25 protein-coding genes and 2 pseudogenes are annotated in these 26,749 nt (G+C 36.7%); 20 read left to right on the forward strand and 7 right to left on the reverse strand.

From position 1 onward, the window contains the following. Positions 1–14: 14 nt before the first annotated feature. The 6 genes from ABC346_RS04660 to ABC346_RS04685 all read left to right on the forward strand — a co-directional run bounded on the left by ABC346_RS04660 (position 15) and on the right by ABC346_RS04685 (position 6,582). A complete protein-coding gene (locus tag ABC346_RS04660; protein WP_413233759.1) occupies positions 15–2,174 on the forward strand; it encodes a T7SS effector LXG polymorphic toxin in 2,160 nt (719 codons plus the stop codon). Next, positions 2,174–2,407, forward strand: a complete 234-nt coding sequence (locus ABC346_RS04665; RefSeq protein WP_413233760.1) for a hypothetical protein — start codon at positions 2,174–2,176, stop codon at positions 2,405–2,407. Before ABC346_RS04660 ends, ABC346_RS04665 begins: the two co-directional genes overlap by 1 nt. Positions 2,408–2,782: 375 nt before the next feature. Continuing rightward, positions 2,783–3,529: a DNA/RNA non-specific endonuclease gene (locus tag ABC346_RS04670; protein WP_413233761.1), complete on the forward strand. Its 747-nt coding sequence runs from the start codon at positions 2,783–2,785 to the stop codon at positions 3,527–3,529. A 152-nt stretch (positions 3,530–3,681) separates the two neighbouring features. Further along, a complete protein-coding gene (locus ABC346_RS04675) occupies positions 3,682–4,092 on the forward strand; it encodes an immunity protein YezG family protein (RefSeq protein ID WP_413233762.1) in 411 nt (136 codons plus the stop codon). 364 nt (positions 4,093–4,456) lie between these two features. Then, positions 4,457–4,813: a hypothetical protein gene (locus ABC346_RS04680; protein WP_413233763.1), complete on the forward strand. Its 357-nt coding sequence runs from the start codon at positions 4,457–4,459 to the stop codon at positions 4,811–4,813. 407 nt (positions 4,814–5,220) lie between these two features. Beyond that, entirely contained in the window at positions 5,221–6,582 is a 1,362-nt protein-coding gene (locus ABC346_RS04685; protein WP_413233764.1) for a serine hydrolase domain-containing protein, read from the forward strand. A 154-nt stretch (positions 6,583–6,736) separates the two neighbouring features. On the opposite strand, the gene ABC346_RS04690 is transcribed toward ABC346_RS04685, so the two are convergent. From ABC346_RS04690 to ABC346_RS04705, 4 genes are all read right to left on the reverse strand, one after another. Further along, positions 6,737–8,980: a hypothetical protein gene (locus ABC346_RS04690; protein ID WP_413233765.1), complete on the reverse strand. Its 2,244-nt coding sequence runs from the start codon at positions 8,978–8,980 to the stop codon at positions 6,737–6,739. Then, complete coding sequence (locus ABC346_RS04695; RefSeq protein WP_413233766.1) at positions 8,970–9,296, reverse strand: hypothetical protein; 327 nt, start codon at positions 9,294–9,296, stop codon at positions 8,970–8,972. The genes ABC346_RS04690 and ABC346_RS04695 overlap by 11 nt, the downstream gene beginning before the upstream one ends. Next, the gene (locus tag ABC346_RS04700) at positions 9,256–9,843 is read right to left on the reverse strand and encodes an RNA polymerase sigma factor (protein ID WP_413233767.1); all 588 of its coding nucleotides are present in this window, start codon (positions 9,841–9,843) and stop codon (positions 9,256–9,258) included. The genes ABC346_RS04695 and ABC346_RS04700 overlap by 41 nt, the downstream gene beginning before the upstream one ends. 267 nt (positions 9,844–10,110) lie before the next feature. Then, entirely contained in the window at positions 10,111–10,740 is a 630-nt protein-coding gene (locus ABC346_RS04705) for a DUF3885 domain-containing protein (protein WP_413233768.1), read from the reverse strand. A gap of 158 nt (positions 10,741–10,898) precedes the next feature. Between ABC346_RS04705 and rlmH the strand changes: the two are divergent. From rlmH to ABC346_RS04725, 4 genes and pseudogenes are all read left to right on the forward strand, one after another. Next, positions 10,899–11,352 (forward strand): annotated as a pseudogene (rlmH, locus tag ABC346_RS04710) (23S rRNA (pseudouridine(1915)-N(3))-methyltransferase RlmH). 60 nt (positions 11,353–11,412) lie between these two features. Continuing rightward, on the forward strand, positions 11,413–14,523 hold the full coding sequence (locus ABC346_RS04715; protein ID WP_413233769.1) for a DEAD/DEAH box helicase: 3,111 nt from the start codon (positions 11,413–11,415) through the stop codon (positions 14,521–14,523). Between the two features lie 273 nt (positions 14,524–14,796). Beyond that, positions 14,797–14,982, forward strand: coding sequence for a hypothetical protein (locus ABC346_RS04720; RefSeq protein ID WP_413233770.1), 186 nt, complete (start codon positions 14,797–14,799; stop codon positions 14,980–14,982). A gap of 15 nt (positions 14,983–14,997) precedes the next feature. Further along, positions 14,998–15,324: pseudogene (locus ABC346_RS04725) on the forward strand (GNAT family N-acetyltransferase); the annotation flags it as partial. A 199-nt stretch (positions 15,325–15,523) separates the two neighbouring features. On the opposite strand, the gene ABC346_RS04730 reads toward ABC346_RS04725, so the two are convergent. Next, complete coding sequence (locus tag ABC346_RS04730) at positions 15,524–16,162, reverse strand: nitroreductase family protein (protein WP_413233771.1); 639 nt, start codon at positions 16,160–16,162, stop codon at positions 15,524–15,526. A 117-nt stretch (positions 16,163–16,279) separates the two neighbouring features. Here ABC346_RS04730 and ABC346_RS04735 point away from each other — a divergent pair, with 117 nt between their 5' ends. From ABC346_RS04735 to ABC346_RS04745, 3 genes are all read left to right on the forward strand, one after another. Then, on the forward strand, positions 16,280–16,639 hold the full coding sequence (locus ABC346_RS04735; protein ID WP_272029916.1) for a MerR family transcriptional regulator: 360 nt from the start codon (positions 16,280–16,282) through the stop codon (positions 16,637–16,639). 53 nt (positions 16,640–16,692) lie between these two features. After that, positions 16,693–17,601, forward strand: coding sequence for a LysR family transcriptional regulator (locus tag ABC346_RS04740; protein ID WP_413233772.1), 909 nt, complete (start codon positions 16,693–16,695; stop codon positions 17,599–17,601). Between the two features lie 105 nt (positions 17,602–17,706). Next, positions 17,707–18,831, forward strand: coding sequence for a 5-methyltetrahydropteroyltriglutamate--homocysteine S-methyltransferase (locus tag ABC346_RS04745; RefSeq protein ID WP_413233773.1), 1,125 nt, complete (start codon positions 17,707–17,709; stop codon positions 18,829–18,831). 60 nt (positions 18,832–18,891) lie between these two features. Here ABC346_RS04745 and ABC346_RS04750 read toward each other — a convergent pair whose 3' ends face one another. After that, positions 18,892–19,578, reverse strand: coding sequence for a type 1 glutamine amidotransferase domain-containing protein (locus tag ABC346_RS04750; RefSeq protein WP_413233774.1), 687 nt, complete (start codon positions 19,576–19,578; stop codon positions 18,892–18,894). 166 nt (positions 19,579–19,744) lie between these two features. On the opposite strand from ABC346_RS04750, the gene ABC346_RS04755 reads away from it, so the two are divergent. The 7 genes from ABC346_RS04755 to ABC346_RS04785 all read left to right on the forward strand — a co-directional run bounded on the left by ABC346_RS04755 (position 19,745) and on the right by ABC346_RS04785 (position 25,662). After that, positions 19,745–20,002 (forward strand): MerR family transcriptional regulator, encoded by a 258-nt coding sequence (locus ABC346_RS04755; RefSeq protein WP_413236509.1) that lies wholly within the window; start codon positions 19,745–19,747, stop codon positions 20,000–20,002. 129 nt (positions 20,003–20,131) lie between these two features. Continuing rightward, complete coding sequence (locus ABC346_RS04760) at positions 20,132–20,734, forward strand: TetR/AcrR family transcriptional regulator (protein ID WP_017798610.1); 603 nt, start codon at positions 20,132–20,134, stop codon at positions 20,732–20,734. Between the two features lie 279 nt (positions 20,735–21,013). Beyond that, positions 21,014–21,952 carry an ATP-binding cassette domain-containing protein gene (locus ABC346_RS04765; RefSeq protein ID WP_413233775.1) on the forward strand — a complete coding sequence of 313 codons (939 nt, stop codon included), beginning with the start codon at positions 21,014–21,016 and terminating at the stop codon, positions 21,950–21,952. Continuing rightward, on the forward strand, positions 21,949–22,722 hold the full coding sequence (locus tag ABC346_RS04770; protein ID WP_413233776.1) for an ABC transporter permease: 774 nt from the start codon (positions 21,949–21,951) through the stop codon (positions 22,720–22,722). Before ABC346_RS04765 ends, ABC346_RS04770 begins: the two co-directional genes overlap by 4 nt. Positions 22,723–23,009: 287 nt before the next feature. Further along, positions 23,010–24,005: an alpha/beta fold hydrolase gene (locus tag ABC346_RS04775; protein ID WP_413233777.1), complete on the forward strand. Its 996-nt coding sequence runs from the start codon at positions 23,010–23,012 to the stop codon at positions 24,003–24,005. Positions 24,006–24,018: 13 nt separating this feature from the next. After that, a complete protein-coding gene (locus ABC346_RS04780) occupies positions 24,019–24,783 on the forward strand; it encodes a MerR family transcriptional regulator (RefSeq protein ID WP_413233778.1) in 765 nt (254 codons plus the stop codon). A 186-nt stretch (positions 24,784–24,969) separates the two neighbouring features. Then, positions 24,970–25,662 carry a poly-gamma-glutamate hydrolase family protein gene (locus tag ABC346_RS04785; protein WP_413233779.1) on the forward strand — a complete coding sequence of 231 codons (693 nt, stop codon included), beginning with the start codon at positions 24,970–24,972 and terminating at the stop codon, positions 25,660–25,662. Positions 25,663–25,769: 107 nt separating this feature from the next. Here ABC346_RS04785 and ABC346_RS04790 read toward each other — a convergent pair whose 3' ends face one another. Further along, entirely contained in the window at positions 25,770–26,666 is an 897-nt protein-coding gene (locus ABC346_RS04790; RefSeq protein WP_413233780.1) for a LysR family transcriptional regulator, read from the reverse strand. Between the last annotated feature and the right edge of the window lie 83 nt (positions 26,667–26,749).

Below are 26,749 nucleotides of genomic sequence, written 5' to 3' on the forward strand. Positions count from 1 at the left end.
AAGGATTAAGGGGAATGAAGACAGTAGAAGCTTCAACGATTCATGAAGGTATTGAACAGACGACAAAACTATTATCCGAATTAGCGGAACAAGTGGCAGAAGTACACGGAAAAATTACTAGTATACTGAATACTGAGTCCGATTTTAGTGGTCAAGCAGCATCTTCCATCAGGGCTTTTTATAAAGATATCCATGCACCACTAGCAGTTTATTTAGAAGGAATTGTTCGAGAGTATCATGATATTCTAAGGCAAATTCAACAGTTATTGTATGAGCTAGACAGATCCGAACAAGCATTTATTGACGAGGATTTTCTAAAAACAGAAATGAAGCGTCAATTAAATAAAGCGAAAGAACAAACGGCACAACTAACCGATGAAACGAATGATATCTTACGGTCGGTGCGTGATATTATTCATCTGTCAGATCTATCCGATGATCAATTCATACACAGTGTCGAAAAGACAGAAAGCAAAGTAAATAAAACCATTGAAAAGCTTCATCAATTTGATCAAGAAGCAACCCATAAATTAACAACTACGGAAAACGATGTGGACCTCCTAGAAAATTACCTCACTGACATTCAATCGTTAACAAAAGATCGCCAATTGATTATGACGAGTTACCAAACAAACTCGATTACACAACTTGATGTCCACCAGCAAATGATTGCTGGAATTGTACAAAAAACCATACCGAAAGATGTTGTCTTAGACATATTTAGATCGATAACCAACTCTAGTTATCTTGCAATGGGAAATACAGCTGCTTCAATTGTACGAGCACAATTAAATGATACAATGAGTATGACGATGAGTTATCGCATGCGCGCCTTAGCAACTATCGTAGATACGACATCTCCAATCATGCTAGAAGACGAGTACAAGAGCTTAGATGCGAAGGTAGTTAGTAGCGAGTCCGTACGTGATTATAAAGGCGAATACTATGGAAACTACCTTACGTTGCAAGACGGAAGAATCGTTCGTTCCTTCATGGATCATGATGGTGTCATGAAGTATCATTTTGTGGGGGATATTCCAGAAGAACGATTGAAGCCGGTGGAAGAGGATAAGGGCTTTCTAAGTAGATTTGGATCTAGCTTTATGAGAACGTTAGATTCAACTTACGAACTAGGGAAAGACGCCGTTCAAGGGTTTGGTAATCATCTAGAGGAATTGAATGATAATAAGATGAATTCTTTTTATGACTTTGCCAACTATTTAACCGTTGGTGCTTTAGATGGCGGAAAGAATACTTACAATTCGATGGTAGGCTATAGTGAAAACATGTTGAATTCGCCTGCGGATTTTGCCAACTGGGTAACAATGGGTGGAGTGGATCTTGCTGAGGGTGCCTTTAATCCTGATGATCCAAATTCAAAAGAACATGTTGCGCATGTGATTTCAATGGGTATGCTTATGTTTATACGGACACCAAGCCCTAAAGCAGGTATTTCCACTCCAAATAGTAAAACGACAGGTGCACAAGCAGCACCGAAGAAAGACAAGGATTCGACAAGTACTAACTCTACTGTATCAAGTAATAATACGTATGTACCTGGCAAATTACCAACACTAACCAACATTCGCGAGTGGTTCCGTGTGAGAATGCCAGAAGTCGGGCTTGTACAGGATGCAACAGGAGCTTATCATTTAGTTAAGACGGATACTCCTCGAAGTGGGGGGAGTAGTGGGAGTTCGAATGAGAGTAAGGGTACAGGTGATGTTAAACAAGTAATTTCTGAAACGGATAAGGCTAAAATATCTAGTTGGAAATACTCTCCAAATGATGAGGTGTATTTAAAACATAAGGATGTATTTGATAATCCTAAATACTATGATCAAGAAACTGGTGCAATAAATTGGCCTAAAAACGATGGGTTTTTAAATACACCGATTGAAGAAACTTTACAACCAGGATTTAGGATAGATAGATATGGTTATGACACAGGTACATTTGTTTCGCCAGTAGATATTCCTTATGAAATGAGAGCTGTTGCCCCAGGTACAGATTTGAAACCTTATACCGTATTTGAAGTCATTGCTCCTATTAAAGTTAAGGGAGGAGAGATTGCACCCTGGTTTGATGAAGTTGGAGGCGGAGTTCAATATGTATTGACAGATACAGTTGAAAATTTATTAGAAGAAGGAATACTAAGGAGGGTTACACCATAATGAAAATAATAGAACTAGAACAAAAGTTGCAAGAAATTAATGTACCTAAGGATATTTATTCGATATTAAAAGGAGGACTTCCAAATGAACAGTATTGTATAACTAAAGATGGGGATAATTGGGAAGTGTATTATAGTGAAAGAGGAAAAAAATCAGGTTTAAAAATATTTGATGATGAAGATAAGGCCTGTGAATATTTTTATAAAAAAGTAGAAAAATACGCAAAAAAATAATTAGTTTAAGGTGGCGTTGGGATTAAATTAGTGCAGTTGGAACGGGTCTTTACCAATATCATAGACACACAGATGTCTTAAAAAGGGACTTTATTAGGCTTAATTGGTAGAATAAGTGAAAATTAATTGGTCTAAATTGGCTATGATTTTGATACTAATTTACCTGAAAGTACGAAGAACCTTTCTTATAGAGTTAGGGGAGGTAGAAATGGAGTTTAAAAAATAGAATTAACCAATCTTTAAGTGAAGTAAAAAATGGTAAGTACTTGGAATTATTATTAGATTATGAAAACAAAAGCGCTAGACAAGATATATATTCTTGTTTAGCCTTTTTAAATTTTTGTAGGAGATATTCCTGAAGAACGGTTGGAGCCGGTGGAAGAGGAAAAGAATTTATGGGATTATACCGTAGCTCTATCGAAAAAAGTGGCGGATGGAACGGTTGAGATAGGTGGAAAACTGTTAAATGAAACGGTGAATTCCAGTAAGAAGATGTGGGATGGCGCCTTTAAAGCAGGAGATGCAATAGTTGATGGAGCAGCATGGGCAGGAGAGAAGACCCTCCAAGGTGGAAAAGCAGTAGTAGCCTTTTTATTCCTTGATGACGTAAAAACTCTAGTAGATGATGAAGCAACTGTTGGCGAAAAGGCCATGGCTGGATTTTTCCTACTGCCAATCGGGAAATTTGGAAAAGCTGGCAAGCTAGTGAAAGAATATGATGGCTTTAAAGTGACTAGCAAGGGTGAGATTCCTGCGAAGAAGAGTGGTAGTAGTGGGGATGTGAAAACCGCAACAAAAAAGGTAGACTATGGAGATCAATATACCAAAGTTAATGGAAAGAAATCTTTAAAACCAAATGTAGAGTATTCTACAAAAGAGGGTTACCTTTATAAAACTGATAGTAAGGGAAGAATATCTAATGTAGAGGCTAATCTAGAACTTGGAAAAGCTAAACGTAATCAATATGCACAAAGGACAGTAGGACAAAAAGATAGGTTACCTAATGATGACGGAGGGCATTTAATAGCTAATATATTTAAGGGATCAGGAGACTTAGATAATTTAGTACCTATGAATGCTACACTTAATAGACGAGAGTATAAAAATTTAGAAAGTACTTGAAAAAAAGCATTAGAAGAAGGTAAAAAAGTATCAGTTAAGATTGAACCTATTTATAAAGAATCGTCTCGTCCATTAAAATTTGAGGTAGAGTATAGAATAAATGGTAAAAAATATGAGGCTAATCTAACTAACTATCAAGGAGGAAAATAAAATTGGAAACAAGAAAAATGGAAATACAATATCAAAAAGCTGCAAATTTACTAGTTGACATGATTCCAGAACCTTGGGAAAAAGTTTTTTTATATGCTGAGATAAGAGAGGGGTATTCACAAGTTTATTTTTATTACTACCCCGAAAACCAGGGTGCACCTGTATACAACATAGATATACCTGATATTTTTGATGTGAATATTAAAGAATATAAAGGCTTAAAACACGACTTATATTATTGCTTTGAAGAACTTTTAAATGAATTTAGCAACCAGGGTCATGAACTATGGACAAGTCTTACATTTATTTTAGATAATTCGGGTAAGATGAATATTGATTATGGATATGAAGATATTTCTGAGATAAGCCCTGTTGAAAAACAAGATAAATGGGAAGAAAAGTATTTAAAATAATGTTATTTCAACTCATTTATTTCTAGAAAAATAAGAGAGTATTAGAAAAAAGAAATGGGAGTGTAAACTAAACTGCGTAGTAAGAGCCGTACGCTCTCACTTATACAGTCAATTCTACATTCCCAGAAAAGAAGCATCTGCTTTTTTTAACCAATTTATTACTCACTATCTGCACAGAATCTCAATATACCTACATTATTTATGACTTTAACTGGTTGTTGCGGTTAGAGTCTTTTTTTATCCCAAATTACAGGTTGGGCAAGGTTTTACACACAAGGTGGAATTTCAGAAGCAGTTATAGACCAGATAAAATCTAGTAATTATACGGTTTCTGACATATATTAAACCAATGGAGGTAGAAAGAATGGAAAAAATACATCGTGGAGATGGTTTTGCAATTATAGAGAAAGATGGAGAATATCAAATTTCTTGGGCGCAAGGACCATATAATGAGCCTGTTTATTATCCTATTTCTAAAAGAAATATGGACAAAGCATTTAAATCATATCAAGACGCTCGTGAAGTAATGATTTACGCAGAAACAGGTCAATGGCCTTCAGGTGTCGAGGAAGAGGTGGAAATAAATAAGGTTTTTGTACAAAAATCTCCAGAACTACTCTTAAAAGTACCAGAAAACCAGGAATTATTTACGAAGTCTGAACTGGATAAACTATTGTCTTTAGCTAAGCAAGCACTTCAGAAATCAGATGACTATAACTAACTTATTGGTTAGTAACCTAAATTGACTAAGTCAACACAAGAAACGCTGAAGTTAATGTTCAGCGTTTCTACGTCACGTCGGATAGAAGTGGTAAAAAATAAAATCTGCCTGTTTCGATGTGTGCATTAAACCGATTAGCTAATAGGATAACAGATAACTTGTATGAAAAATCTTTGAGATTTATAAGCAAGGAGATTGGCCATATGGGTGGCGAAAGTTAGAACCAGAGCCATTCATTTTCTTTGGGGAAAGCAAAAGACGCTGTATATATGAAAAGTAGTGTGTGTGAAGTTGGTAAGGGTACGGGTAATGTAAACTTTACAAAATATTGATGAGTTTATTGATGGTTGAAACTATAACACTGTTAAAACGTATAATTAGTTAACCTAATAGGGAGGGATCTAACCTTGGATAAAATAAAGTACGAAGAGTTTTCGGAATCGCTTGTAAAAGCACATCAAACTCCAGGAGCAATAGTCGCATTAAACCATCAACGTTATGAAAAAGGATTCGGTTACCGAGATCGAGAAAATGAATTACCTGTTACAGCGGACACTATTTTTGGGATTGGAAGTATTACGAAGTCTATGACCTGCATCGCCATACTTCAGCTGCAAGAAGCGGGCAAACTATCTGTCCACGATACGATTAAAACATATCTTCCCGAGATGACGTTTAGAGGGAGTGATGATATAACACTTCATCATCTGATGACCCATACATCCGGAATTCCACCGTTAAACACACTTTTTTACGCAAACAAGCAATCAATGGAAGAAGATGGTTCCTTCGATTTTCAGATTAAGCTAGGTGTCCCTCTCGATCCTGAGCAAGATAGCATTGATACTTATGAAGATCTTATAAACTATTTAAATACGATTCAATTTGACCCGCTTGACCGTCCGGGTCGTTCATTCAGCTATTCAAATGATGGCTACGCTCTCCTTGGCATCATTATTGAACGAGTTAGTGGACAGTCGTATGCACACTATATAGAGACGAATATCTTTCTGCCACTCGGTATGAAAAGTAGTTTTTTTGATCCGGAGCGATTGGATAATCGTGCGACAAGTTTGTACAGTGTTAACCCACTTGCCGAGACACCAGCAGTGGAACACTCGCCTGGATGGTGGAATGCGCCTGCAATGTGGGCAGCCGGTTATGTAAAATCAACTGCGGATGATATGCTTCGCTTCGGAGATGTCTTTTTAAATGATGGCAATGGTATTTTAAGTCCGGAAAGCCTTGATGAACTAACATCCCAGCATATTGAAGTCGAGCCAGGCCTACATTATGGTTACGGGGTCATCATTATCCCTGACTTTTTTGGCACAACGTTAATTGAACATGGTGGAGGAATTAAAGGCGTGTCAGCGCAGTTTTCCGTATTGCCTGAGAAGGATATTGCGGGTGTTTGTTTGACGAATATTGCCGGTGCTCCTGCTGAAGCGCTGTTAAAAGGGGCGATACAAAGTGAGATAGGTATTGAGCCTGATAAAAAAGCTATCGAGTATGATGATTATGTGCTCTCTGAAGCAGATCGCCAAGCAATCACCGGTACGTATCATTCTAATGAGGGGCAAACGATCAAAGTCTATGAAAAGGATGAAGCTATTTTTATAGATTATTTAGGAACGGAAATTCCAACCCGCCCTGTGGGGAAAAGCGATATTACCATAGCGATGCATGGGACTGAGCACTTATTGCAGTTTAAAGACGACCGTCTTCATTTTGGGTTTAGACAACTTTTACGAATGGATAGTGAATAGGGTTATTCGTTAAACCTTCGTCGTGTTCGATGAAACATATGTAATGGGGATACATAGGGTGCCAGTCCAATATGTATCCCGATTTTTGTCCGTAATAACGAGAAAGATTTAGACAAAAAGAAAAGAAGCAACGCGCTTCTTTTCTTTTTACCTATCACTCCACTTCCATCACAGCCTCCACGAACGCCTTCAAAGCTCTCATATCCGTAGCTTCTCTCCAATGTTCTATTTCTTCGTATTCCTCGTGGAAAAATAAATCAAGGACGTGCTCAATCTCATCACGATAATTATCAAATTCAACGCTTTCTTTTTCCATTGCTTGAATCATCCTTGCCCAATCCACTTTTGCCTCCGCAAAAGGACGTTCTGGATATGTTTTTGCGATATCTAAGATGTCTGCGAAGTCTGTTCCTTCGTACAACTCAATTGCGAGCCAGTATCCAACCAAATCATTATTATCGCTTTGTTCTGTAACTGCTGCAAATGTATCCTTGGCTTCATCTAATTTTCCTTGTTTCAATAAGGCGGTAGCGTATATCCCATTTACATGGTCGTCGTTCTCATCGACGTAGGTTGTGTACGGCGCATACCAACGCTCAAACGCATCCCACTTACCCAGCCCATAATAGTACTCCATCAGTCTAAATATGGCATCGGAGCTGTTTGTTTGGTCGGCTAATTCAATCAAATATGGAATTGCTTTTTCACTCTCGATTTCATAAGTATCTTCATCGAATCGTTCCAATCCAATAAGTCGAGTAATCATCCGTAAGCTATGCATATCATCAGGGTTGTCTTTGTAATCTGCTTTATATGTTTCTAGAGCTTCTTCCAGTTTCTTATCTAGCAATAATTGATCTGCCTCGGTCATACTTCTTTCTTTAATGTAAAAGAATGGAAGGTTTCCAATTGTGTCTTCTCCTAACCGATATCCATTGCTCTGTGTAATTAAGTCACCGTCTGCATCATAGGCTTCTACCGTCCAAGAAAAGCGATTCTCTGTATTGGAAAAAGCCAATAAAGATCGTGGATCTACCGAATCCGCATCATCCCCAGAAAACGATATACCGACCGTTTGACTATATAGTTCTTCGACAGGGACTTCCAGTTGCGAATCGGTAATTTGTGACCGAAAGATATTACCAATCGCCCCTTCGCCATCAAGGTCCAAGGCTAGATTAAGTTGGTAATAGGCAGCGCCCTTGACCGGATCCCAGGAAAAAAGAATATGCTCATCCTTTATCGTTTCTTGGTTGACCGGAGAGTGTATATCCATTAAAGGTTGCAGTTCAATATTGTAGGCAATTTCATCGCCAACTTCGACATCAATCCAGTCTGTCATTTCTGCCGGGTAGGTCCAACCATTAATCTGCTCAAAAGAAAACCCAAGTACCAATTGATAGCTCCCGGCAGCTACATTATCTAATGTATAGTATCCTTGGATATCCGTCTGTTCCCGGTAAGGTTCATCGATCAGTCCGCTATAATGAATGTCGGATTCATGTTTTAAAATTACTCCGACATTCACAGCTGGAGTACCATCACTATAGACTACTCTGCCTGTCACCGTATTTCGTTCCTCACCAGATTTGTTTTCGAGTCTTTCTTTCATATTTAACAGCGATTCATAGACAACGGCGGTATGCCCTCCCGTGTCCATTGTTACTTCTCTTTCTTCCTTTTCCTTCTCTTTGAATTCGGTGAGCGTATGCGTGACGATATCAAGTGCTAATTCTGTGTTTCCTTCGTCAATGGCTATTTCGGCTTGTTTTTTTCGGATTCTCGCTTGTAAATCGTAATTCTCTCTGCTCATTGGCTTGCTGATATCTATTAATAGTTGCGTAGCTTCTTCATAATCCGCCTGTCGTATTAAGAAATCAATCTGTGCAATGTATGCTTCTTCCTCTAAATACGCGTAACTTGTTTTAATAGAAGATATTCGTGCTAATGTACGTTCAAAGACACTATTGGCCTGTTCTAGCTCTCCTTGCTTCTCATAATACGAAGCAAGCTGTACTGCTGCGGAAACCAGATGATCATCAATTGGTCCTTCGTCTACATATGCCTTTACATAAGGAAGCACCTCTTCCAATGTAAATGTGAAATAACCACTATTGATCTGCGTGAACGAAGGCGCAATAACCACTTCATAGGTGCCTTGCTCAGGATCTTGTAATAGATATTCTCCGATAATACGCCACTTCTGGTTTTCAAAAATACGGTCATCTTCAAGAATCTGAAGGATCGCCGCCTTACTTTTAGGCGTATCTGCATTGGCTTGTTTTTCGGCACTATATAATTGAAATTGCGGAAGAATAACGAAAAACGTTAATAAAGTGAGTAATACCACGCTCGTAATGATTAGTGTCAGATGCTTCACTTTCATTTTAATCTTCATACTGCATCACCAGCTCCTCGAAATCTTCCTTCCAGTACACATTGCCACCAACCTTAATCGTTTCATCGGAATAAGAGTGTGCAGGAGTGGAATCTGGTTCGTTCGAAAAAGCAATTCCAACGGACAATATTACGATAAGACTTACCGTTGTAACCGGAACAAGAGGAACCTCGATTTCCTTATTCCACATGGCGGCGCATTTTTGTCGCCATGTATGTTGTTGGACATGGTTGATGACAACCCTTTGTTTGGTAAATGTAAGATGCTCTAATTCGTTATCGAGCTGTTGTTTTATGGTTTGCTGTTGACGCTTCATCGGATTCCTCTCCTTTCAGTAAGATATCTTTTAATAGCAAACGTGCACGCTTTAACTTCGACTTCACCGTATTTTCATTGGCATTGGTATGTAGTGCGATCTCATTAATTTTCATTTCGTTATAGTAATAGAGCGTAATGATTTCACGGTATTTATAATCCAATTGTTGAATCGCCGCGCTCAGTTGTTGGTTACCTTCCCACTGAAGGAGAAAGTCTTCTGGATTACCCGCAGACGTATCTTCTTTAAAGACTTGGAACAGGTCAAAATCAATAGTTGGTAGGAGGTTTTTCCAGCTGCTTTTTCGCATGTGGGAGCGACAGCGATTGATAATGATCGTCGTAAGCCAACTATTCAGTTTTGCGGCATCCTCCAGCTGATGAATCTTCTCAAAAGCAGTGATAAATGTATCTTGCACAGCTTCTTCTGCCATTTGATGGTCTTTTACGAGCAGGAAGGCGGTTCGTAATAAGTAATTGCCATAGGTATTCATCACTTCGGTTAATGCGTCTTCTTCTCTCTGTTTTAAACGCGTGATAAGATGCAATCGAGCCACTCCCCCTTTCTTTTTATATGTAGCGGCAAGTTGGGCTTGGTCTATGATTGGTGGGCTTATTTAATTTGAGTATAATATATAGATGCTGTTGGGGACGGGAAAGTTGCAAAATAGTTTGGGATATTTTTGTGATTGGTGGTTAAAAGAGGAAACATAGATTGATTAGACAACTATATTCTGATAGTTGCCTAACTTTTCCTTGAAAACAAATGAACAGTTTGCCATATAGACATGTAAAACATGCTTTAATCCAGTAATCTACTCTCTATTAAATACTTTCTCAATCTCAGCTCTGTCGTAATCTAAAATCCAATCGTTGTAACCTTTATATACATGTTCTATCGTTTTAGGCTTGGCCGCTATAACATCACAACCTCTATCATCATAAATATGAAAAATAGTGTTGGTGCGGGTATTAATAAAATAGACGCGATGAAAAATCCTAGGCTTCATTCCCATATCTTGATTACAAATTGCCTTTATCATTTGAATGTATTTAATGTCAGCTGTCTTACACTTTAGATAAAATCGATGCGTTTTATGGTCTCCGTCTTCATAAGGAAGTGTAATTTGTTGTAATGTAAGTAATTTAGACTTCTGTTTTACAAATTTCGAAAAGACGTTCAATTTCTTTTCAAAGGCTACGTTGTCTGCAAAGTCATCCACATCGACTACAACATAAAGATCATCATTGAGTAAATGTAGCGCATTAAATAAAGTAATTGCCCTATGATAGACGCCGATAAGGTACGGACAATTGTAATAGACATTATCGGAATCATAGTTCACTCCTAATTCAAAACGTATACCAATATCCCAACTGTAAAATAGAGCCGGTCTGAGTTCGAGATTGGGAAATGTTTTAGCCATATATTCATTTAGCTTCAATTCAACACCTCATTCTTTGATGTAATACTAACTTGAGTATAATACATAGAAGCGATTAGAGAGGAAGAAGTTGTGAAAAATATTTTCAACGTCATCTCAAGCGAGTTGCAAATTATTTAATTGTGATATGGTAAATTAAAAATGAGACGTAAAGGAAGATCTATACGAATATAACGATCGTGCCGGTTGAAAAGTTAAAGGAAAAGTACTTAAAACAAGGTATTGATGAATAAAAAAAGTATTAAATGCATACGCCAAGGTGTCGATAATATAAGTAGCAGATGAAAAAGCACCAGATACGATGAGTGAAGCGGAAATGGAAGTAATTAAACGTAAAGAAGGCGAGCGAATTCTATCTCATATTTGACCGTATGCGTTAGTGATTACATGAGAGATTGAAGGAAAGATGTTAGGGTCCGAGCAAAGAAATTGGACGAGCTTGCGACATATGGCAAAAGCAAAGTTGTATTTGTGATTGGCGCATCGTTAGGAATTAGTAAGAACGTTAAACACAGTGACCTAGCATTGTCTTTTTCCAAGATGACATATCCTCACCAGTTAATGCGGTTGTTATTGTTGGAGCAGGTTTATCGGAGTTTTCGGATAAACTGAGGAGAACATTATCATAAGTAAATACGTTCTTACATAAATGTATTTTATTGGGGGGAGAAGATGAACAAAAAACAAGATATTTTAAATGCTTGGGTTACAATAGAGCAACTATCCGAAGGTTCTATTAATAAGAAAGAAAAATCACTAAAGCCATTACGTAAAAAGGAAGAGGACTGGAAAAAGTTTTTTGCAGAATTTTTAACCAAACAAAAAGAAAAACAAAATGTCTCGGATGAGCTCTTTAAGAAATCGGGCTTAGTATTATATTTTGGTATTTTTAATTTTCAAGAAGTTGTTGATATATTAAGGAAGAAATACAAAATTGATAAATCCGACGAGGAGGTTAGTAACTCTGACAAATTCACTTTCTCTCTATATTTTGATAATCAATTAAATTTTATAGCTGACAAATTGTTCTTTACGATGAGTGGTTATATCAGACAATATGTTGAGCTGCCAGCAGAATTTTTAAAATTCGAAAACTCATTTAGAGAAGATCTGAACAGAAGATTTGCAGAGGATTTCAATACTACATTTGCTGAACTTTTAGAAGAGTATCATTTTTCCGAAGAAAGCTCTCGCTATGCATTTGTGAAAAACTTGGAAAAAGGCGATATAAACCTACATTCTTTTTTTATTAAAGATTTGAACAAAGCAAAGACAATCATTAATAAAAATTTAAATCGATATTTTAAAGGTTTTTCGGGAGATAGACGAAATCTAGATGGTAATAGAGAGTCATCTAATTTTAACTCACATATTTTTGAAACGGTTTTACAACCAAAATCTTATCCTTTAGGTCGTTTTCCAAGTAATCCTAAATTTGCACTTTCATTCATGCAACAGGTTGCGGTAAATTTAGCTTTAAATGATAAAAATGATATTCGTAGTGTTAATGGTCCACCAGGAACTGGGAAAACAACGCTATTGAAAGATATTTTTGCTGATTTAGTAGTACAACAGGCAGTACAAATTTCAAAGCTCTCTAATAGAAATATTCAAGGTAGTCTAGTTTATTGGCAAAGTGCTAAGCTTGGAGTTTTACCTAATCCTATCTCAGATAAGAATATAATTGTTGCAAGTTCAAACAATGGCGCAGTTCAAAACATTGTTAAGGAGTTGCCAAAGATTGAGAAGGTTGCTGACGATTTACAAAAGCAACTATCCGAAGCGAATTATTTCAAAGATGTTTCTAATTCTAAATTAACTGGAGAAGGTTTTGGAAAGAATCGTGAAATAAGAGGTGAACTTTTAAATGAGGAAAATTGGGGTATATTCTCGTTAGAAGGTGGAGCGTCAACAAACATTAACAAGTTACTCTTAAACATTGAGGCAATAGAAAAAGATTTAGAAGAAAATTATCAAGCAAATACAGATGTATATCAAGAATTCGCACGTCTTTATGATGAATTAAAAATTGAAAGAGAAAAAATTCAAAAATTTAGTGAGAAAATGTATTTACTTCAGAATTTAAAAATCAAGCATAAAGAGTTAACCATTGCTTTTGGACAAGAAGAAAAAAAGAAACGGACAAATATGATTTCACAGAAAAAAAAGATGAAGGGTGAACTTCAAAGACTGAGGCAAGAAAGTGTAAATTTGCAAGAAGATTTATCAAAGGCCTCTATTGAACTTGAAGATTTAACTAATGTACAAGCTCAAGCTTTAAGGAATTTTGATGTAGTTACTTCACAAAAACCAAGTTTTTTATGGTTTCAGAAATTATTTAATAAATCAAAGGTTGAAGAGCATTTTAAAAAACTAAATAAAGTAAATAATCATTTAAACCATCTTTCTCAACAGAAAACTAAATTATTGAATGACTGCATGCAAATCGAAAATAAGTTAAAGGAAAATGCTACAAAAAGTGGGTATTTTCAAAAACAAATTAAGAACGCAAAAGTTGATTTCGATCGATGGATCACTACTCAACATAATGATTTAAAAAAAGTGCATCACGAAATAACGGTATTGGAAAAACTTAAATCTCATAAAAGTATAAAGGAATTGGATTTTTCATTATCCTATGATGAACTTCAAAAGTCTAATCCATGGTTTACTAAACAGTTCCGTATTTTACAATCAGAGTTATTTATTTCTGCATTAAAAGTTAGAAAGCAATTTCTCTATGAAAACAGGAAGAATTTGAAAGCTGCAAGGATTATTTGGAATAAACAGTCTGAATATGTAGGAAAGAAGAATGGACATCAGTTAATTTCAGAATCATGGCAATGGTTAAATTTCACTATTCCTGTTGTCAGCACTACTTTTGCTAGTTTTGGACGAATGTTTAAAAATGTTAGTGAAGATTCAATAGGTAATCTATTCATAGATGAGGCTGGTCAAGCACTACCACAAGCTAGTGTTGGTGCAATATTTAGAAGCAAAAAGGTTATGGTTGTTGGGGATCCCTCACAAATAAAACCAGTGTTGACGTTAGATTCAAATGTTCTGACTTTGATTGGAAGATATCACAATGTTGATGAAAAATTTGTTTCTGCTGATGCGTCTACTCAAACAATAGTGGATGCCACAAGTCAGTATGGTTACCAAAGAAATGATGATGAATGGATTGGTATACCGCTTTGGGTGCATAGACGTTCGAACTATCCGATGTTTACCATTTCCAATGAAATATCATATGATGGGTTGATGGTTCAAGGTAAAAGGAAAGAGGAGTCACAAGGGAAATCACATTGGTATGATTCAATAGGACAAGCAAATGATAAATTTGTTAAAGAACAAGCTGACTTACTGAAGGAACTGATTGATAAACGTTTACAGGAAGATCCGGATTTAGCGGATGAAATCTATGTTATATCCCCGTTTAGAAATGTTGCTTACAAACTTGCTAGAGTTTTAGATCAAATTCACTTCACAAAACGAGATAATGGGAAAACAACAAACATTGGAACTGTGCATACTTTTCAAGGAAAAGAAGCAAAAATTGTCTATTTTGTTCTTGGGGCTGACTATAATAGCAGAGGAGCAGCAAGCTGGGCTGTTTCCGATCCAAATATGATGAATGTTGCAGCTACACGTGCTAAAGAAGAATTCTATGTGATAGGCGATAATAAATTGTATGCTTCACTTGGTAGTGAAGTGGCAAATAAAACGATTTCGATTATTGATGAATATAATAGGTGCCGGTACTTCACTAATGTCTATTAAACTATTTTAGGCGAGAGCTGAGGATCGAATTAGATCGTTAACTTTATTTTTGTTATTTATCGGGACAAGTAAACTAAATAAGATTACTGAAACTTTTTACGTGTTTTAAACCTAAAACATCATATACTAATTAACTTAAATTAATAATGTAAAGCTAAATCAACTTTCTACTATGATAGATCCATCGACTTTAAGTCTAACAATGTGACAATTTTCAGGAGCTTCAAAGTTAGTTGCTGGTATCTTTAATATTCATAAAATAGGAGCGATTTTTTGAACAAACAGTTATTATCCTACGGTGATATTGTTATTCGTACTTTTGAAGTGGATGAAGATAATATTGATGAATTAACGTATGTATTAAATTCTGCGTATAAACAGCTCGATGAAATGGGCTTTCGTTACCTTGCAACGCACCAAGATTCTAGTATTACTCGTAAAAGAATCTTAGGAGCATAATGCTTAGTTGGTCTTAAAAATGATGAAATCATATCTACGATTACATATTCTAAACCAGGAATTAAAAAAGGAAGTACATGGTATGAAACGAAAGGTGTTGGGGCTGTAGAGCAGTTTGGTGTGCTACCTTCTTATCAATCTATTGGATTAGGTGCAAAAATGTTAAGTATAATTGAGTCGAAGGCCAAAGATGAGGGCGTTGATGAATTAGCATTAGATACTGCTGAAGGTGCAAGCCACTTAAGAAATTTTTATACCAAAAGAGGATATCGTATGATTGAATACGTTGATTGGGGAGTAACGAATTATAGAAGTGTAATCATGAGTAAGAAGCTTAATTAAGAATTAGCATCAGGAAGAGCGCATATTGATAAAGAATGCGCTCTTTTAATAATGGGTATATGATTCAAAATAGAAGGAGCAGAATATGATATTTGGTGGATTGGAATACTTACAAACAAGCCCCACCACTGTTCCTCTAGACGTTACTGAAACCAAATCATAGCTGTCTGTTGAACTATCTCCTTGGCCCTCTTTCCCCCTACCGCCAAAACGAAATTTGATCAGCCCCTAACCTTACTGACTCATATCCCTCAACTTTGGCTTTTCCAATTGAAATCATCATTACTGGAGCATATCGTTCTTCGTCTAAATCAAATGCTTTTGCTAACTGATCTGCTTCAAATCCTGCCATAGGGTTCGTATCGTAACCGTGGGCACGGGCTACTAACATTAACTGCATTGCGAACAGACTGCTATCGATTTTTGCAATTTCCACTTTCATTTCTTTTGGGAGAGTTGGAAACAAGGACAGAATAGTTTCGAGTTGACTATCTCGCACTTCGGCTGGCATTTTTCCTTGTTGGACAGCTGTATTATATATTTCTTCTGCATATAAATAGCTTTCAGTATCACCAAAAATTAATAACATGGCTGAAGAAGTATCGTTTTGTAATGTATTGAAACGTACAAGCGGTTTTAGTTTTTCCTTTCCTTCGGGAGTATCCACCACAACTACACGCCAAGATTGCATATTTGCAGAGGACGGAGCTAAGCTGGCTTCTGAAATAATCTCGTTTAATTCTTCTCTCGATATTTTAACGTTCTCATCATAATGACGAACAGAACGTCGCCCTTTGACTATATCGACGAAATCGTTGTTAAGAATATTAGTAAACATAAAATCTCTCCTTTTGATAACGTTAGATTATTTTGACATTTTGTATGTCTTTGGTTATCATAATCACATTATGAACTATGAACTTAGGTTCATAGCAATAGTAAAAGAGGTCATGTGATGAAAATAAATGAGGTTTCGAAATTAACTGATTTGCCAATATCGACATTAAGATTTTATGAACGTAAAAACATCATTCCTGAGAGATATATAAAACGAGATGTAAATAATTATCGTGTTTATTCGGAGAAAATCATTGAGTATCTAGAAGATGTAAAGGCAATTTTGTCTGCGGATTTTTCCATAGAGGAGTTAAGTTTAATGGTAAATCAACAGATTAACTTATCGTACGATGAAAAGATGGTAATGCTTGAACAAAAAATCAGAGAAATTGATGCTATTCGAGAACAACTAACAAGGTCAAAAAAGTTTTTGAATGAAATTTTGGAAGGAAAAGCAGAGTTCCAAACAGAGTGTTAAGATACTTTCTACTCACTAGCACCCAAAACAACAATCCCAAAGGAAGGTCCAATATGACACTACTGCAATTGAGATATGTAATTGAAGTGGCAAGAAGTCGTTCCATTAGTAAGGCAGCACAGAATTTGTTTATTAGTCAGCCGAGTCTTTCGAACGCGCTAAAGGAGCTGGAGAAGGAAGTCGGGATAACCATTTTTTCACGAACGAATAAGGGAATTGCGATTACACAAGAAGGCTCCGAGTTTTTACGGTATGCCAGGCAAGTTGTGGAGCAGGCGGAGTTGTTGGAGAATCGTTATGCTAACAAACAATTGCCTAAGCAGCATTTCTCTGTATCCGCGCAGCATTATTCATTTGCGGTGAGCGCGTTTGTACGACTGCTGGAAGACTATGATCCAGAGGAATATGAATTCATGTTACGGGAAACGAAGACATATGAAATCATTGATGATGTACAAAAGCTGCGTAGTGAAATTGGTATTTTATATGTGAATGAGTTTAATGAGAAGGTGATTTATAAGTTTTTAAGAGAAGGAAATTTACTATTTCATAAGTTGTTTGAGGCAAAACCACATGTGTTTGTGAGCAATAGAAATCCGCTTGTTGAGCAAGAATATGTGACATTAGAAGATTTAGTTCCCTATCCTTATTTGTCGTTTGAACAGGGTGATTATAATTCGTTTTATTTTTCGGAAGAGATTTTGAGTACGCTCACTAGGCCGAAAAATATTAAGGTAAGCGATCGTGCGACGTTGTTTAATTTACTTATCGGGTTGAATGGTTATACGATTTCGACAGGGGTTATTAGTCATGAATTGAATAATGATATTGTCGCGATTCCGTTGATGCTGGATGAACGCATTAATGTCGGCTATATTACGCATAAGAATGTACCGATTGGACAATTGGCCAACACGTATATTCAGCATTTAAAAGAAACTATTGCGGAAGATCAGTCTTAGGTATAGTTTAAAGCTATAGCGGACGATAGTTTTTGAGTGTTACATTATATGTGTGTTTCTATGATACACTACCTCCTAATCAAACATACGGGAGAGGGATACGCGATGACTCAAACACTGGTAAAAGCTCCATTTAAAGCGGATCATGTAGGTAGTTTTTTACGAACGGAACCGATTAAAGAGGCAAGACAAGCCTATTTGGACGGAAAACTGGAAAAAGATGCTTTAAAAGCGATAGAAGATCAAGAAATTGAAAAACTCGTTAAAAAGCAAATTGACGTAGGACTTCATTCCATCACCGATGGCGAGTTCAGACGTGCATGGTGGCATTTAGATTTCTTAGCTGGGTTAGATGGTGTGGAACTTTTTGAAACGGAATATATTAGTAACTTTAAAGGTGCCCAAACCAAGAATAATGCGATTAAAGTAGCGGGCAAAGTCGCGTTTGGTCAGCATCCGATGGTCGAGCATTTTACATTTTTGAAAGAAGCGGTAGATAAATATGGGGATGGCAGTCAAGTTGCCAAATTTTCTATCCCTAGTCCGAATATGTTATTCACGAGAATGCAAGGTGATGAGTATTACAATGGAAACACCGAGCGATTATATGCGGACACGGTAGAAGCATATAAGCAAGCAATCCAAGCTTTCTATGATGCAGGATGTCGCTACTTGCAGTTAGATGATACGTCGTGGATTGATTTTGTTTCGGAAGAGCGTATTCAGGCAGTTGTTGAAAAAACTGGGCAGGAATTGCAGGATATTATCGATGAAAGAGTACGTTGTATCAATGATGTGATTTCGGAAAAACCAGTGGATATGATAATTACCATGCATATTTGCCGTGGAAACTTTAAATCCACTTATATTACTAGCGGCGGGTATGATCAAATTTCCGATGCGATATTTGCGAATTTACATGTAGATGGACTTTTCTTAGAGTACGATGATAATCGTTCGGGTGATTTTGAGCCGTTGAAGAGCTTTACGCAGCGGGAACAAACGGTTGTTTTAGGGTTAGTCACTTCTAAATTCCCAGAATTAGAAGATCCGGATAAGATTAAAGCAAAAATCGCCGAAGCGAGCAAGTCGATTCCGTTAGAAAACTTATCTTTAAGTCCGCAGTGTGGATTCTCCAGTACGGAAGAAGGCAACATTATTACAGAAGAGCAACAATGGAATAAAATCAAACACATCATCAAGATTGCGGAAGATGTGTGGAATAATTAAATCGTAAAATATAAAAAACATGAGTGATATCAACTACCACTCATGTTTTTTCCTGTACATTTATTTATCGTTTAAAATACGTAATACCTGCTCGGCTACAGCTTTAACAGATTGCGGGTTTTGTCCGGTTACTAAGCGATCGTCCACGACGGCAAATGAAGACCAGTCCGTTTCTCCTTTGAAATTGGCGCCTCGTTCTTTCAACGCATCTTCCGTTAGATAAGGTACATGGTCAGCTAAACCTACTGCTTCCTCTTCACTATTGGTAAACCCAGTGACATTTTTACCGTCAATCAAGTATTGGTTATCGCTACCAGGAATATTTAGTAAGCCAATAGCGCCATGACATACAGAGGATACGATACCATTGGAATTGTAAATTTCACTTGAGATGGTTTGAAGCTCTTGATTGTCTTTGAAGTCCCAAATAACACCGTGACCACCTGCATAATAAATCACTTCGTAATCCGCAGCATTAATTTCGGATGGTTTAAAGGTATTGCCTAATTTGTTCATAAAGGATTTATCCTGATAATATTTCCAATCTAACTCACTCATGAAATCAGGTTTTAAGCTTTCTGGATCAATTGGAGTATAGCCGCCTTCAGGGCTGACGTAGTCAATTTCGTATCCTTTGTTGTACATTTCATCAGCAAAATGTACAGCTTCTCCTAGCCATAATCCGGTAGGGCGTTCAAGATTTGGATATTTTGCGACACTCGTCACTGCAATGAGTACTTTTTTCATTATATAAACCTCCTTAACTTTTGTATATTTGCATTGTAACGCTTAAACTATGGTTTAAAGGAAGTGAAATGCTTATGAAGCAATATGATATTGAATTTGTATCACAGGAAGTTAATATATCCAAAGTAAACTAAGATATTATGAAAAACATGGTCTGATAAAAAATATCGAACGAGATGAACAAAATAATCGCGTATATAACGAGCAAAATATCGAATTAATTAAGCTGATTGCCTGTTTGCGAAGGCTGAATGTACCGATTAGTAAAATCAAACAGAATATCGATGTGAATCACTTTAATGATGAGAGCCTAGAGAATATTTTACTGGAACATAAACGGGTGCTTAGAGAAAAGGTCGAGGAGTATACGGAATATATTAATGAGATTGATGATAAATTGGAGAGGCAATTAACGTCGAATTAAATAAAACGTTGAGGGCTTGCTTAAATACATTGGAGACCATTTTAATAACGTAAATCAAACTTTCTTATACGCAGCAATATCTGTTATGATAGTCATTGAAAATGATTATGGTGAAGGAGATTGGAGATAATGCCTCGTTTTAGTGATACCAAGTTAGAGACGATTCGTGAAGAACGTAAAATACAAATTATGAAAGCTGCGATAAAGGTGTTTGCCGAGAACGGGGTCAAGCTGACGAAGATTAGTATGATTGCCAAAGAGGCCGGTATTAGTCACGGGCTTGTTTATCATTATTTTCAATCGAAGGAAGATGTATTGTACGAAAGCCTTGAGTGGGCTGTTGCTTTAGGAGAGACACAAGATTTCCTAGAGAAACTTAAAGATGATAATAGTCTTTCTCCTATAGAAAAAATACATACGTTTACCAAATTTGCTCTAACATCGGGTAGTAATCAGGTGTTTCGTGTCATTCAACATCTAGAAAATAGTAAAGGTGTTCCAAGTCATATCCATGAACTATATACAAATGTGGGAGAAGTTTATATAGAATTTTTTATCCCGATTTTTAAAGAGGGGCAACAAGTAGGAGAAATTATTGAAGGCAATACAGAGGAATTAGTCGAGCTTTTTTTAAGTGTTATTTCCGGCATTATGGCGGACGATCCGGACTGGTGGAACGATAATATTGAACAAAAGGTGACTCTCTTATCTCGAATGATTACTTTACGATAAAAAACTTATATGAAAGAAACGAAAATCCTGAGCTTCAGGATTTTTTAATTTATTTGGAAGTAGGGACGAATGATTTGATCCTGATCGCGACCACGGAGTTGGAAACTTTACGAGACCTCCTATGGAGCAAAAGGAAAAAACGGACGAGCAGGTTATTGACAAAGAGGTAGATAGTGGTTATTATATTGACTGATAAAGTCAATCAATATAATTAATTACTTGTTTTATTTTTTTAACGTTTATATTGACTGAATAAATCAATCATAAGGAGGTTAAGTGATGAAAGATAATGTTATTTCGGTTCGAAATTTAAAGAAAATGTACGGTAAACAAATGGTGCTAGATGATTTGAGTTTTGATGTACAACGTGGGTCAATATTTGCGTTACTTGGTGAAAACGGGGCTGGAAAAACGACAACCGTTCGGATCTTATCAACATTAATTCATGGGGATGGAGGTACAGCGACAATAGCTGGTTATGATACAAAACGTGATGCAAATTCTGTTAAAAAATTGATTAGTCTAACGGGACAATACGTGGCTGTGGATGATTTGTTAACGGGGGAGGAAAACCTACTGATGATGGGAAGGCTGAATCATCTAGATAAAAAACTCGTACAAAAACGAACAGCAGAGCTTCTTGACTATTTTGATTTACAGGATGCATCGAAAAGGAAAGTAAAGACGTATTCTGGTGGGATGCGTCGTCGATTAGATATTGCGATTGGTTTACTTGCATCGCCTGAAGTAATTTTTTTAGATGAGCCAACAACCGGTTTAGATCCTCGTAGTCGTAACAATATGTGGAGCTTTATAAAATCTCTGGCACACCAAGGTGTGACCATCTTTTTAACGACACAATATTTGGAAGAAGCGGATCAGCTTGCCGATAAAGTCGCTATTATTGATAATGGAAAAATCGTCAAAGAAGGAACTGCTGAAGAATTAAAGAGTGTGATTGGAGAAGAAAAAATAGAATTAACGTTTTTGGATCTCGATACTCTTTATCATGCTGAGAAATATATTTCTGGTCAAATGAATCAGGAAGAACTACTTATATCCGTACCGATGCGTTCATCTCACGAGTTGCGCGAACTTTTAAATACATTATTTGAAAATGGAATAGAACCGGATACGATTCATATTCGTCAACCAACATTGGAGGATGTTTTTATGACAATGACAAATCAAAATAAGAGCGGAGTTGTTAGTACATGAGTGAGGCAAAATGGATATGGGCGATACGAGATGGGTGGACGATGTCAAAGCGCAGTTTAAAACATATTTTCCGAGAAGGGGAATCGTTGTTAATGGCAATAGCTCTACCCGTTGCGATTATGCTTTTATTTGTTTATATATTTGGTGGAGCTATTCAAACAGGTACGGACTATGTGAACTATGTTGTTCCAGGTGTCATTATCACTTGTGCTGGATTTGGGAGTTCACTAATCACTGTTAGTGTGACAAAAGATATGAGTGGAGGATTATTTGAACGATTCCGAAGCATGCCTTTACACCCCTCCTCTTTATTGGTTGGTCATGTGATCGGGGGGTATCTCCGGAATGTTATTGCCACCGCAGTTGTTTTTGGTGTTGCTATGTTAATTGGTTTTCGTCCCGAGGCCGGATGGCTAGACTGGCTTGGTGTGATTGGTGTTTTAACGCTTTATATGGTTTCGATTAACTGGTTATTTGTTGTCTTTGGATTGATGACCAAGAATGTTGAAGTAGCTAATTCCTTCGCATTTCCAATGTTATTTTTACCCTATCTTAGTAGTGCCTTTGTGCCCACAGAGACGATGCCCGCTTGGCTCCATGCCTTTGCCGAACATCAACCAATGACGCCACTGATTGAAACATTGCGTGGCCTTTTAATCGCTACTCCAATTGATAATAATCACTGGTTGACGATTGCTTGGTTTGGTGGGTTGCTTATTGTTTCGTTTATAGCAGCGTCGATTTTATTTCAAAGGCAGAAAAGTGAGTAGCAAAATACAGATTTGTTAGTTAACCTTAGAAATTGTTTCAACGCAACGTTAAACAGCACCTTTCAGTTATTTGAAAGGTGCTGAATTTGTGTAATTAACGTTTTAAAGAATTTTGCTGACTTTAGAGTGTTATAAGATATTTCATTACTAAACTAAAAAGTATTATTTTGTTTTTTACTTCCCCCATTATTTTTCCTTTAGGGCAGAAAATAGATTTCTCCACTACTTGCATATAACGTTACGTAATAGATTATGATAGGAGGAAAATATATGATGGAGTTGAGTTTATGAAAAGGAAGTGGATAAAATCACTAATCATAATTGTTGGAATATCTTTTGTTGTGCTAACGATAATTGGATTATTATTTCGAGATGATGATAAGTTGGGAGGTTTTATAACTGATGAAGGGGAAAGAGAGTTTGCTCAAGCATACGATACTGCCATGAAAGATTTGCCCAACCCGACGAAAGAATTTTGGGTAGAAACTGAATTTGGAAAGGTGAAGGTTTATAAATTTTCAGAAGAAGGTACAGAATCAAAAATTCCATTATTACTGTTACCAGGGAAATCAGCACCTACTCCCATGTGGGAACCAAATTTGAAAGATCTCATGGAAGATAGGACCATATACACAATCGATCTTTTAGGAGAACCAGGATTAAGTGTTCAAACAAAAAGTATAGTAACTGCTAATGATCAAGCTGTTTGGTTAAACAACGTTATTGAACATTTGCCTGAAGAAACGATTCATCTTGCAGGATTATCATTTGGTGGTTGGAATGCAGTAAATGTCACATTATATGAGTCTACAAAAATTGCATCTTTATCATTAATTGATCCAGTATACGTTTTTGGACCCATCCCTTTAAAGATGATCTTAGCCTCTATTCCGGCTTCCATTCCAGCAGTTCCACAATCAATCCGAGAAAAAATGTTAAGTTATATCGCAGGTGGAGCAGAAACAGATGGAAGTGAACCAATAAGTAAGCTTATAGAAACAAGTATGCGAACTTATAAAAGTAAACTTCCTTTACCGGAGAAAATAACAGAAGAACAATTGAAGGAATTAAAAATGCCTGTACTGGGTATTTTAGCTGAAGACTCAACGATGCATCATTCACAAGAATCGATGGATGTAGGATTAGAAAACTTGCAACATCCATTAAGTCATATGGTAATGTTCTCAAATGCCTCTCATGCAATTAATGGTGAATACCCAGAAAAGTTAGCTAAAAACATAGTAGATTTTTTACATGAAGTAGATATAAATATGAATAAATAAAGGAGCTAAAGTTGTGAAAAAGGAACGCTATTACGTAAATGATATTTCAAACATATCAGGGTTAACAAGGCGAACTATTCAATACTATGATAATGAAGGGGTATTAAAACCTGCAGGTCGGGATGAAAACAATCGACGTTTTTATACTGTTAAGGAATTACGTATTTTAGAACAAATTACTTTTTACCGTAATTTAGGATTTTCTCTTAAACAGATAAAAGAAGAAATCAATTATAATGACCAAGAAGAATCATTACTAGATGTATTATCTAAACAAGAAATTTATTTATATTCACAGTTAGAAGAGACTCAAGGGAAAATAGATGCAGTAACCACTTCAAAACGATTGATTGAAATGGGATATTCCCCTCCTTGGGATTTATTATCTAAAATTATGATGGGTATAAATAAAGTGGATATTTCCATTTGGAGTAACTACCCTTTTTCAGAGGATCAGTTAACCATATTTAATGATGTATTTGATTCTCAACAACTTGTTTTCAGTTTTTATAATACTTTTCGAAAATTATCCATAAAGGCGGTTTCATATAAAGGTGCTGGTGTACCTGTAGACTCTAGTCTTGCATTTGAATTAGCTGAAGAGTGGATTGATATGGTTGAAAAAGTGACTAAAGGAAAATCAGAGGTTACGAATGCTTTTCTCCAAGTAGATAAGCATCGGGAAAGATGGAATAAAGGTGAAAAAGACTTACTTGATGAAGCAGAACCTTATTTAGAAGATATTCTTAAATCATATTATGAGGGAAGAAAGGATTGACACTACGTTATATGGATGGAGAAATTGAAAAATTAGTAAAAAATTAAAGTAGAGTTTCATTCCGTCTAGGCGTGGTTGGTGGCACTTGATACCTTTGAACTCCCAATGTGACAGGTACCATTTTTCTTAACATTATTAATTTATTTGTTATAATGGAAAAAATTAGTAATTAACAAGGAGATTACGATGAAAAAATATAAGAGATTTATGTATATCGTTTTCGTACCTGCCATCTTATTTTTATTTCTGTACGGAGGAACATCTTATTTGAGTTCGAGGTATTCTTCCTATGAGGAATTGAAGGAACATGAAGAACTACATGAAGACTATGAAATCAATTATTCGCAGCGGGATAGCGACATTACTGTAATAGCCATCCATGGTGGAGGGATTGAACCGGGAACTTCAGAGGTAGCAAAAGGATTGGCAGACAGGATGGATCTTTCTTATTATCTCTTTGAAGGAATAAAGCCAAAAGGCAACATGATTTTGCATATCGAATCCACACTTTTTGATGAACCGATCGGACGAAATATGGTTCAAGAATCTGTAAGTGCCTTATCTATTCATGGATACCAAGGGGAAGAATCGATGATATTCTTAGGCGGTAGAAATGAAGCGTATAGGGACGCAATACGTGATGCCCTTCAGCACCGTGGTTTCGCCGTTGAAGATGCACCTAGTCACATATCAGGGATGAGTGAAGATAATATTGTCAATGATACACAATTAGGAGAAGGTGTACAGCTAGAGCTGACGGCAGGATTACGTGACTCTCTCTTTGTAAATGGTGATCGGTCAGAAGATACAACGGATGTATATGATGAATTGGTGGAAAGTCTAGAGGAAGGAACCAATCATTATTTGGAGATGCTATGAACGTTCTATTTACTTAGCTATTCGGAAAAAACAACCACCGAATGTAAAAGTGGTTGTTCATGTTGTACTGCCATATATTCTATAACCGTTACCGCCTAAATAAAGTTTTATTCATCTTCTTTCTTGATTACTTCCCTTACAATTTCTATAAAAGAGGCCATCATTGGAGAAACCCACTTATTTTTATGCCATAACATCTGTGTGTACACGTGTAAGTCAGGGATGTTCCATGGAAGAGCTACGAGTTCGCCTCGTTCTACTTCCGCTCTTGTTGTTATTTCAGGTAGAAATGCAATACCGATGCCTGAAATGGCGCACTGCTTAATAGCTTCAGCGTTTTGAAACTCTAAATATGTAATACTATCAATACCCTCTTGTTCAAATCCTCGATCAAACATGGTTCGGTAGGTACAGCCTTTTTCGTTCGTCAAAAACACTTCTCCATGAAAATCTTCCAAATTCAGCTTAGTTTGTTTCGTGAGTGGATGATCTGGAGCTGCAAAAAGACGGAAATTTTCCTCCAGCAATGGTTCGATTTTCAGTCCAGTTGAACGTGTGGATTCATCTAATATAAAGACGATATCCGCATCTCCATCGTAAAGGGATTGCTTGAGTTGTTGATTTGGAACAGAGCGAAAGATAAGGCGTACGTCTGGATTACGCGATCGAAATAATTGAAATACGTCGGGAAGTCGGTAGGCGCAGAGAACTTCATTGGCGCTGATGGTTAACGTACCCGTTAGATTTTCCGTATCGAGAACATCGCTACGTGCTTCTTCTAACTTGTTTAGCACATCTTGGACATGAATGAGAAATCGTTTACCAGCAGGTGTGAGAACGAGCTGTTTTCCCAAGCGATCAAAAAGCCGTACACCAAGATCCTCCTCCAATGCTTTTATCTGCATCGTGACGTTGGAAGGAACATAATTCAATGCTTCCGCTGCTCGACTGAAATTTAACGTGGATGCAACCATCTGAAACGTGTTCAATTGCCTCAATTCCATCGCACTCTTCTCCTTTAGCTTTCAATAATTTTGAAAGTTGCTTTGATTTTTATTCACTTTTTTTGAGCGTAGCACAGGAATAT

It is taken from the genome of Oceanobacillus phoenicis, assembly GCF_047238145.1.
Lineage (GTDB): Bacteria > Bacillota > Bacilli > Bacillales > Amphibacillaceae > Oceanobacillus.

Coding starts and splice junctions, on each gene's coding strand:
- ABC346_RS04660 (WP_413233759.1), top strand. CDS start 15: ATGAAGACAGTAGAAGCTTCAACGATTCATGAAGGTATTGAACAGACG.
- ABC346_RS04665 (WP_413233760.1), top strand. CDS start 2,174: ATGAAAATAATAGAACTAGAACAAAAGTTGCAAGAAATTAATGTACCT.
- ABC346_RS04680 (WP_413233763.1), top strand. CDS start 4,457: ATGGAAAAAATACATCGTGGAGATGGTTTTGCAATTATAGAGAAAGAT.
- ABC346_RS04690 (WP_413233765.1), bottom strand. CDS start 8,980: ATGAAGATTAAAATGAAAGTGAAGCATCTGACACTAATCATTACGAGC.
- ABC346_RS04695 (WP_413233766.1), bottom strand. CDS start 9,296: ATGAAGCGTCAACAGCAAACCATAAAACAACAGCTCGATAACGAATTA.
- ABC346_RS04715 (WP_413233769.1), top strand. CDS start 11,413: ATGAACAAAAAACAAGATATTTTAAATGCTTGGGTTACAATAGAGCAA.
- ABC346_RS04730 (WP_413233771.1), bottom strand. CDS start 16,162: ATGTTTACTAATATTCTTAACAACGATTTCGTCGATATAGTCAAAGGG.
- ABC346_RS04735 (WP_272029916.1), top strand. CDS start 16,280: ATGAAAATAAATGAGGTTTCGAAATTAACTGATTTGCCAATATCGACA.
- ABC346_RS04740 (WP_413233772.1), top strand. CDS start 16,693: ATGACACTACTGCAATTGAGATATGTAATTGAAGTGGCAAGAAGTCGT.
- ABC346_RS04745 (WP_413233773.1), top strand. CDS start 17,707: ATGACTCAAACACTGGTAAAAGCTCCATTTAAAGCGGATCATGTAGGT.
- ABC346_RS04750 (WP_413233774.1), bottom strand. CDS start 19,578: ATGAAAAAAGTACTCATTGCAGTGACGAGTGTCGCAAAATATCCAAAT.
- ABC346_RS04760 (WP_017798610.1), top strand. CDS start 20,132: ATGCCTCGTTTTAGTGATACCAAGTTAGAGACGATTCGTGAAGAACGT.
- ABC346_RS04765 (WP_413233775.1), top strand. CDS start 21,014: ATGAAAGATAATGTTATTTCGGTTCGAAATTTAAAGAAAATGTACGGT.
- ABC346_RS04770 (WP_413233776.1), top strand. CDS start 21,949: ATGAGTGAGGCAAAATGGATATGGGCGATACGAGATGGGTGGACGATG.
- ABC346_RS04775 (WP_413233777.1), top strand. CDS start 23,010: ATGAAAAGGAAGTGGATAAAATCACTAATCATAATTGTTGGAATATCT.
- ABC346_RS04785 (WP_413233779.1), top strand. CDS start 24,970: ATGAAAAAATATAAGAGATTTATGTATATCGTTTTCGTACCTGCCATC.
- ABC346_RS04790 (WP_413233780.1), bottom strand. CDS start 26,666: ATGGAATTGAGGCAATTGAACACGTTTCAGATGGTTGCATCCACGTTA.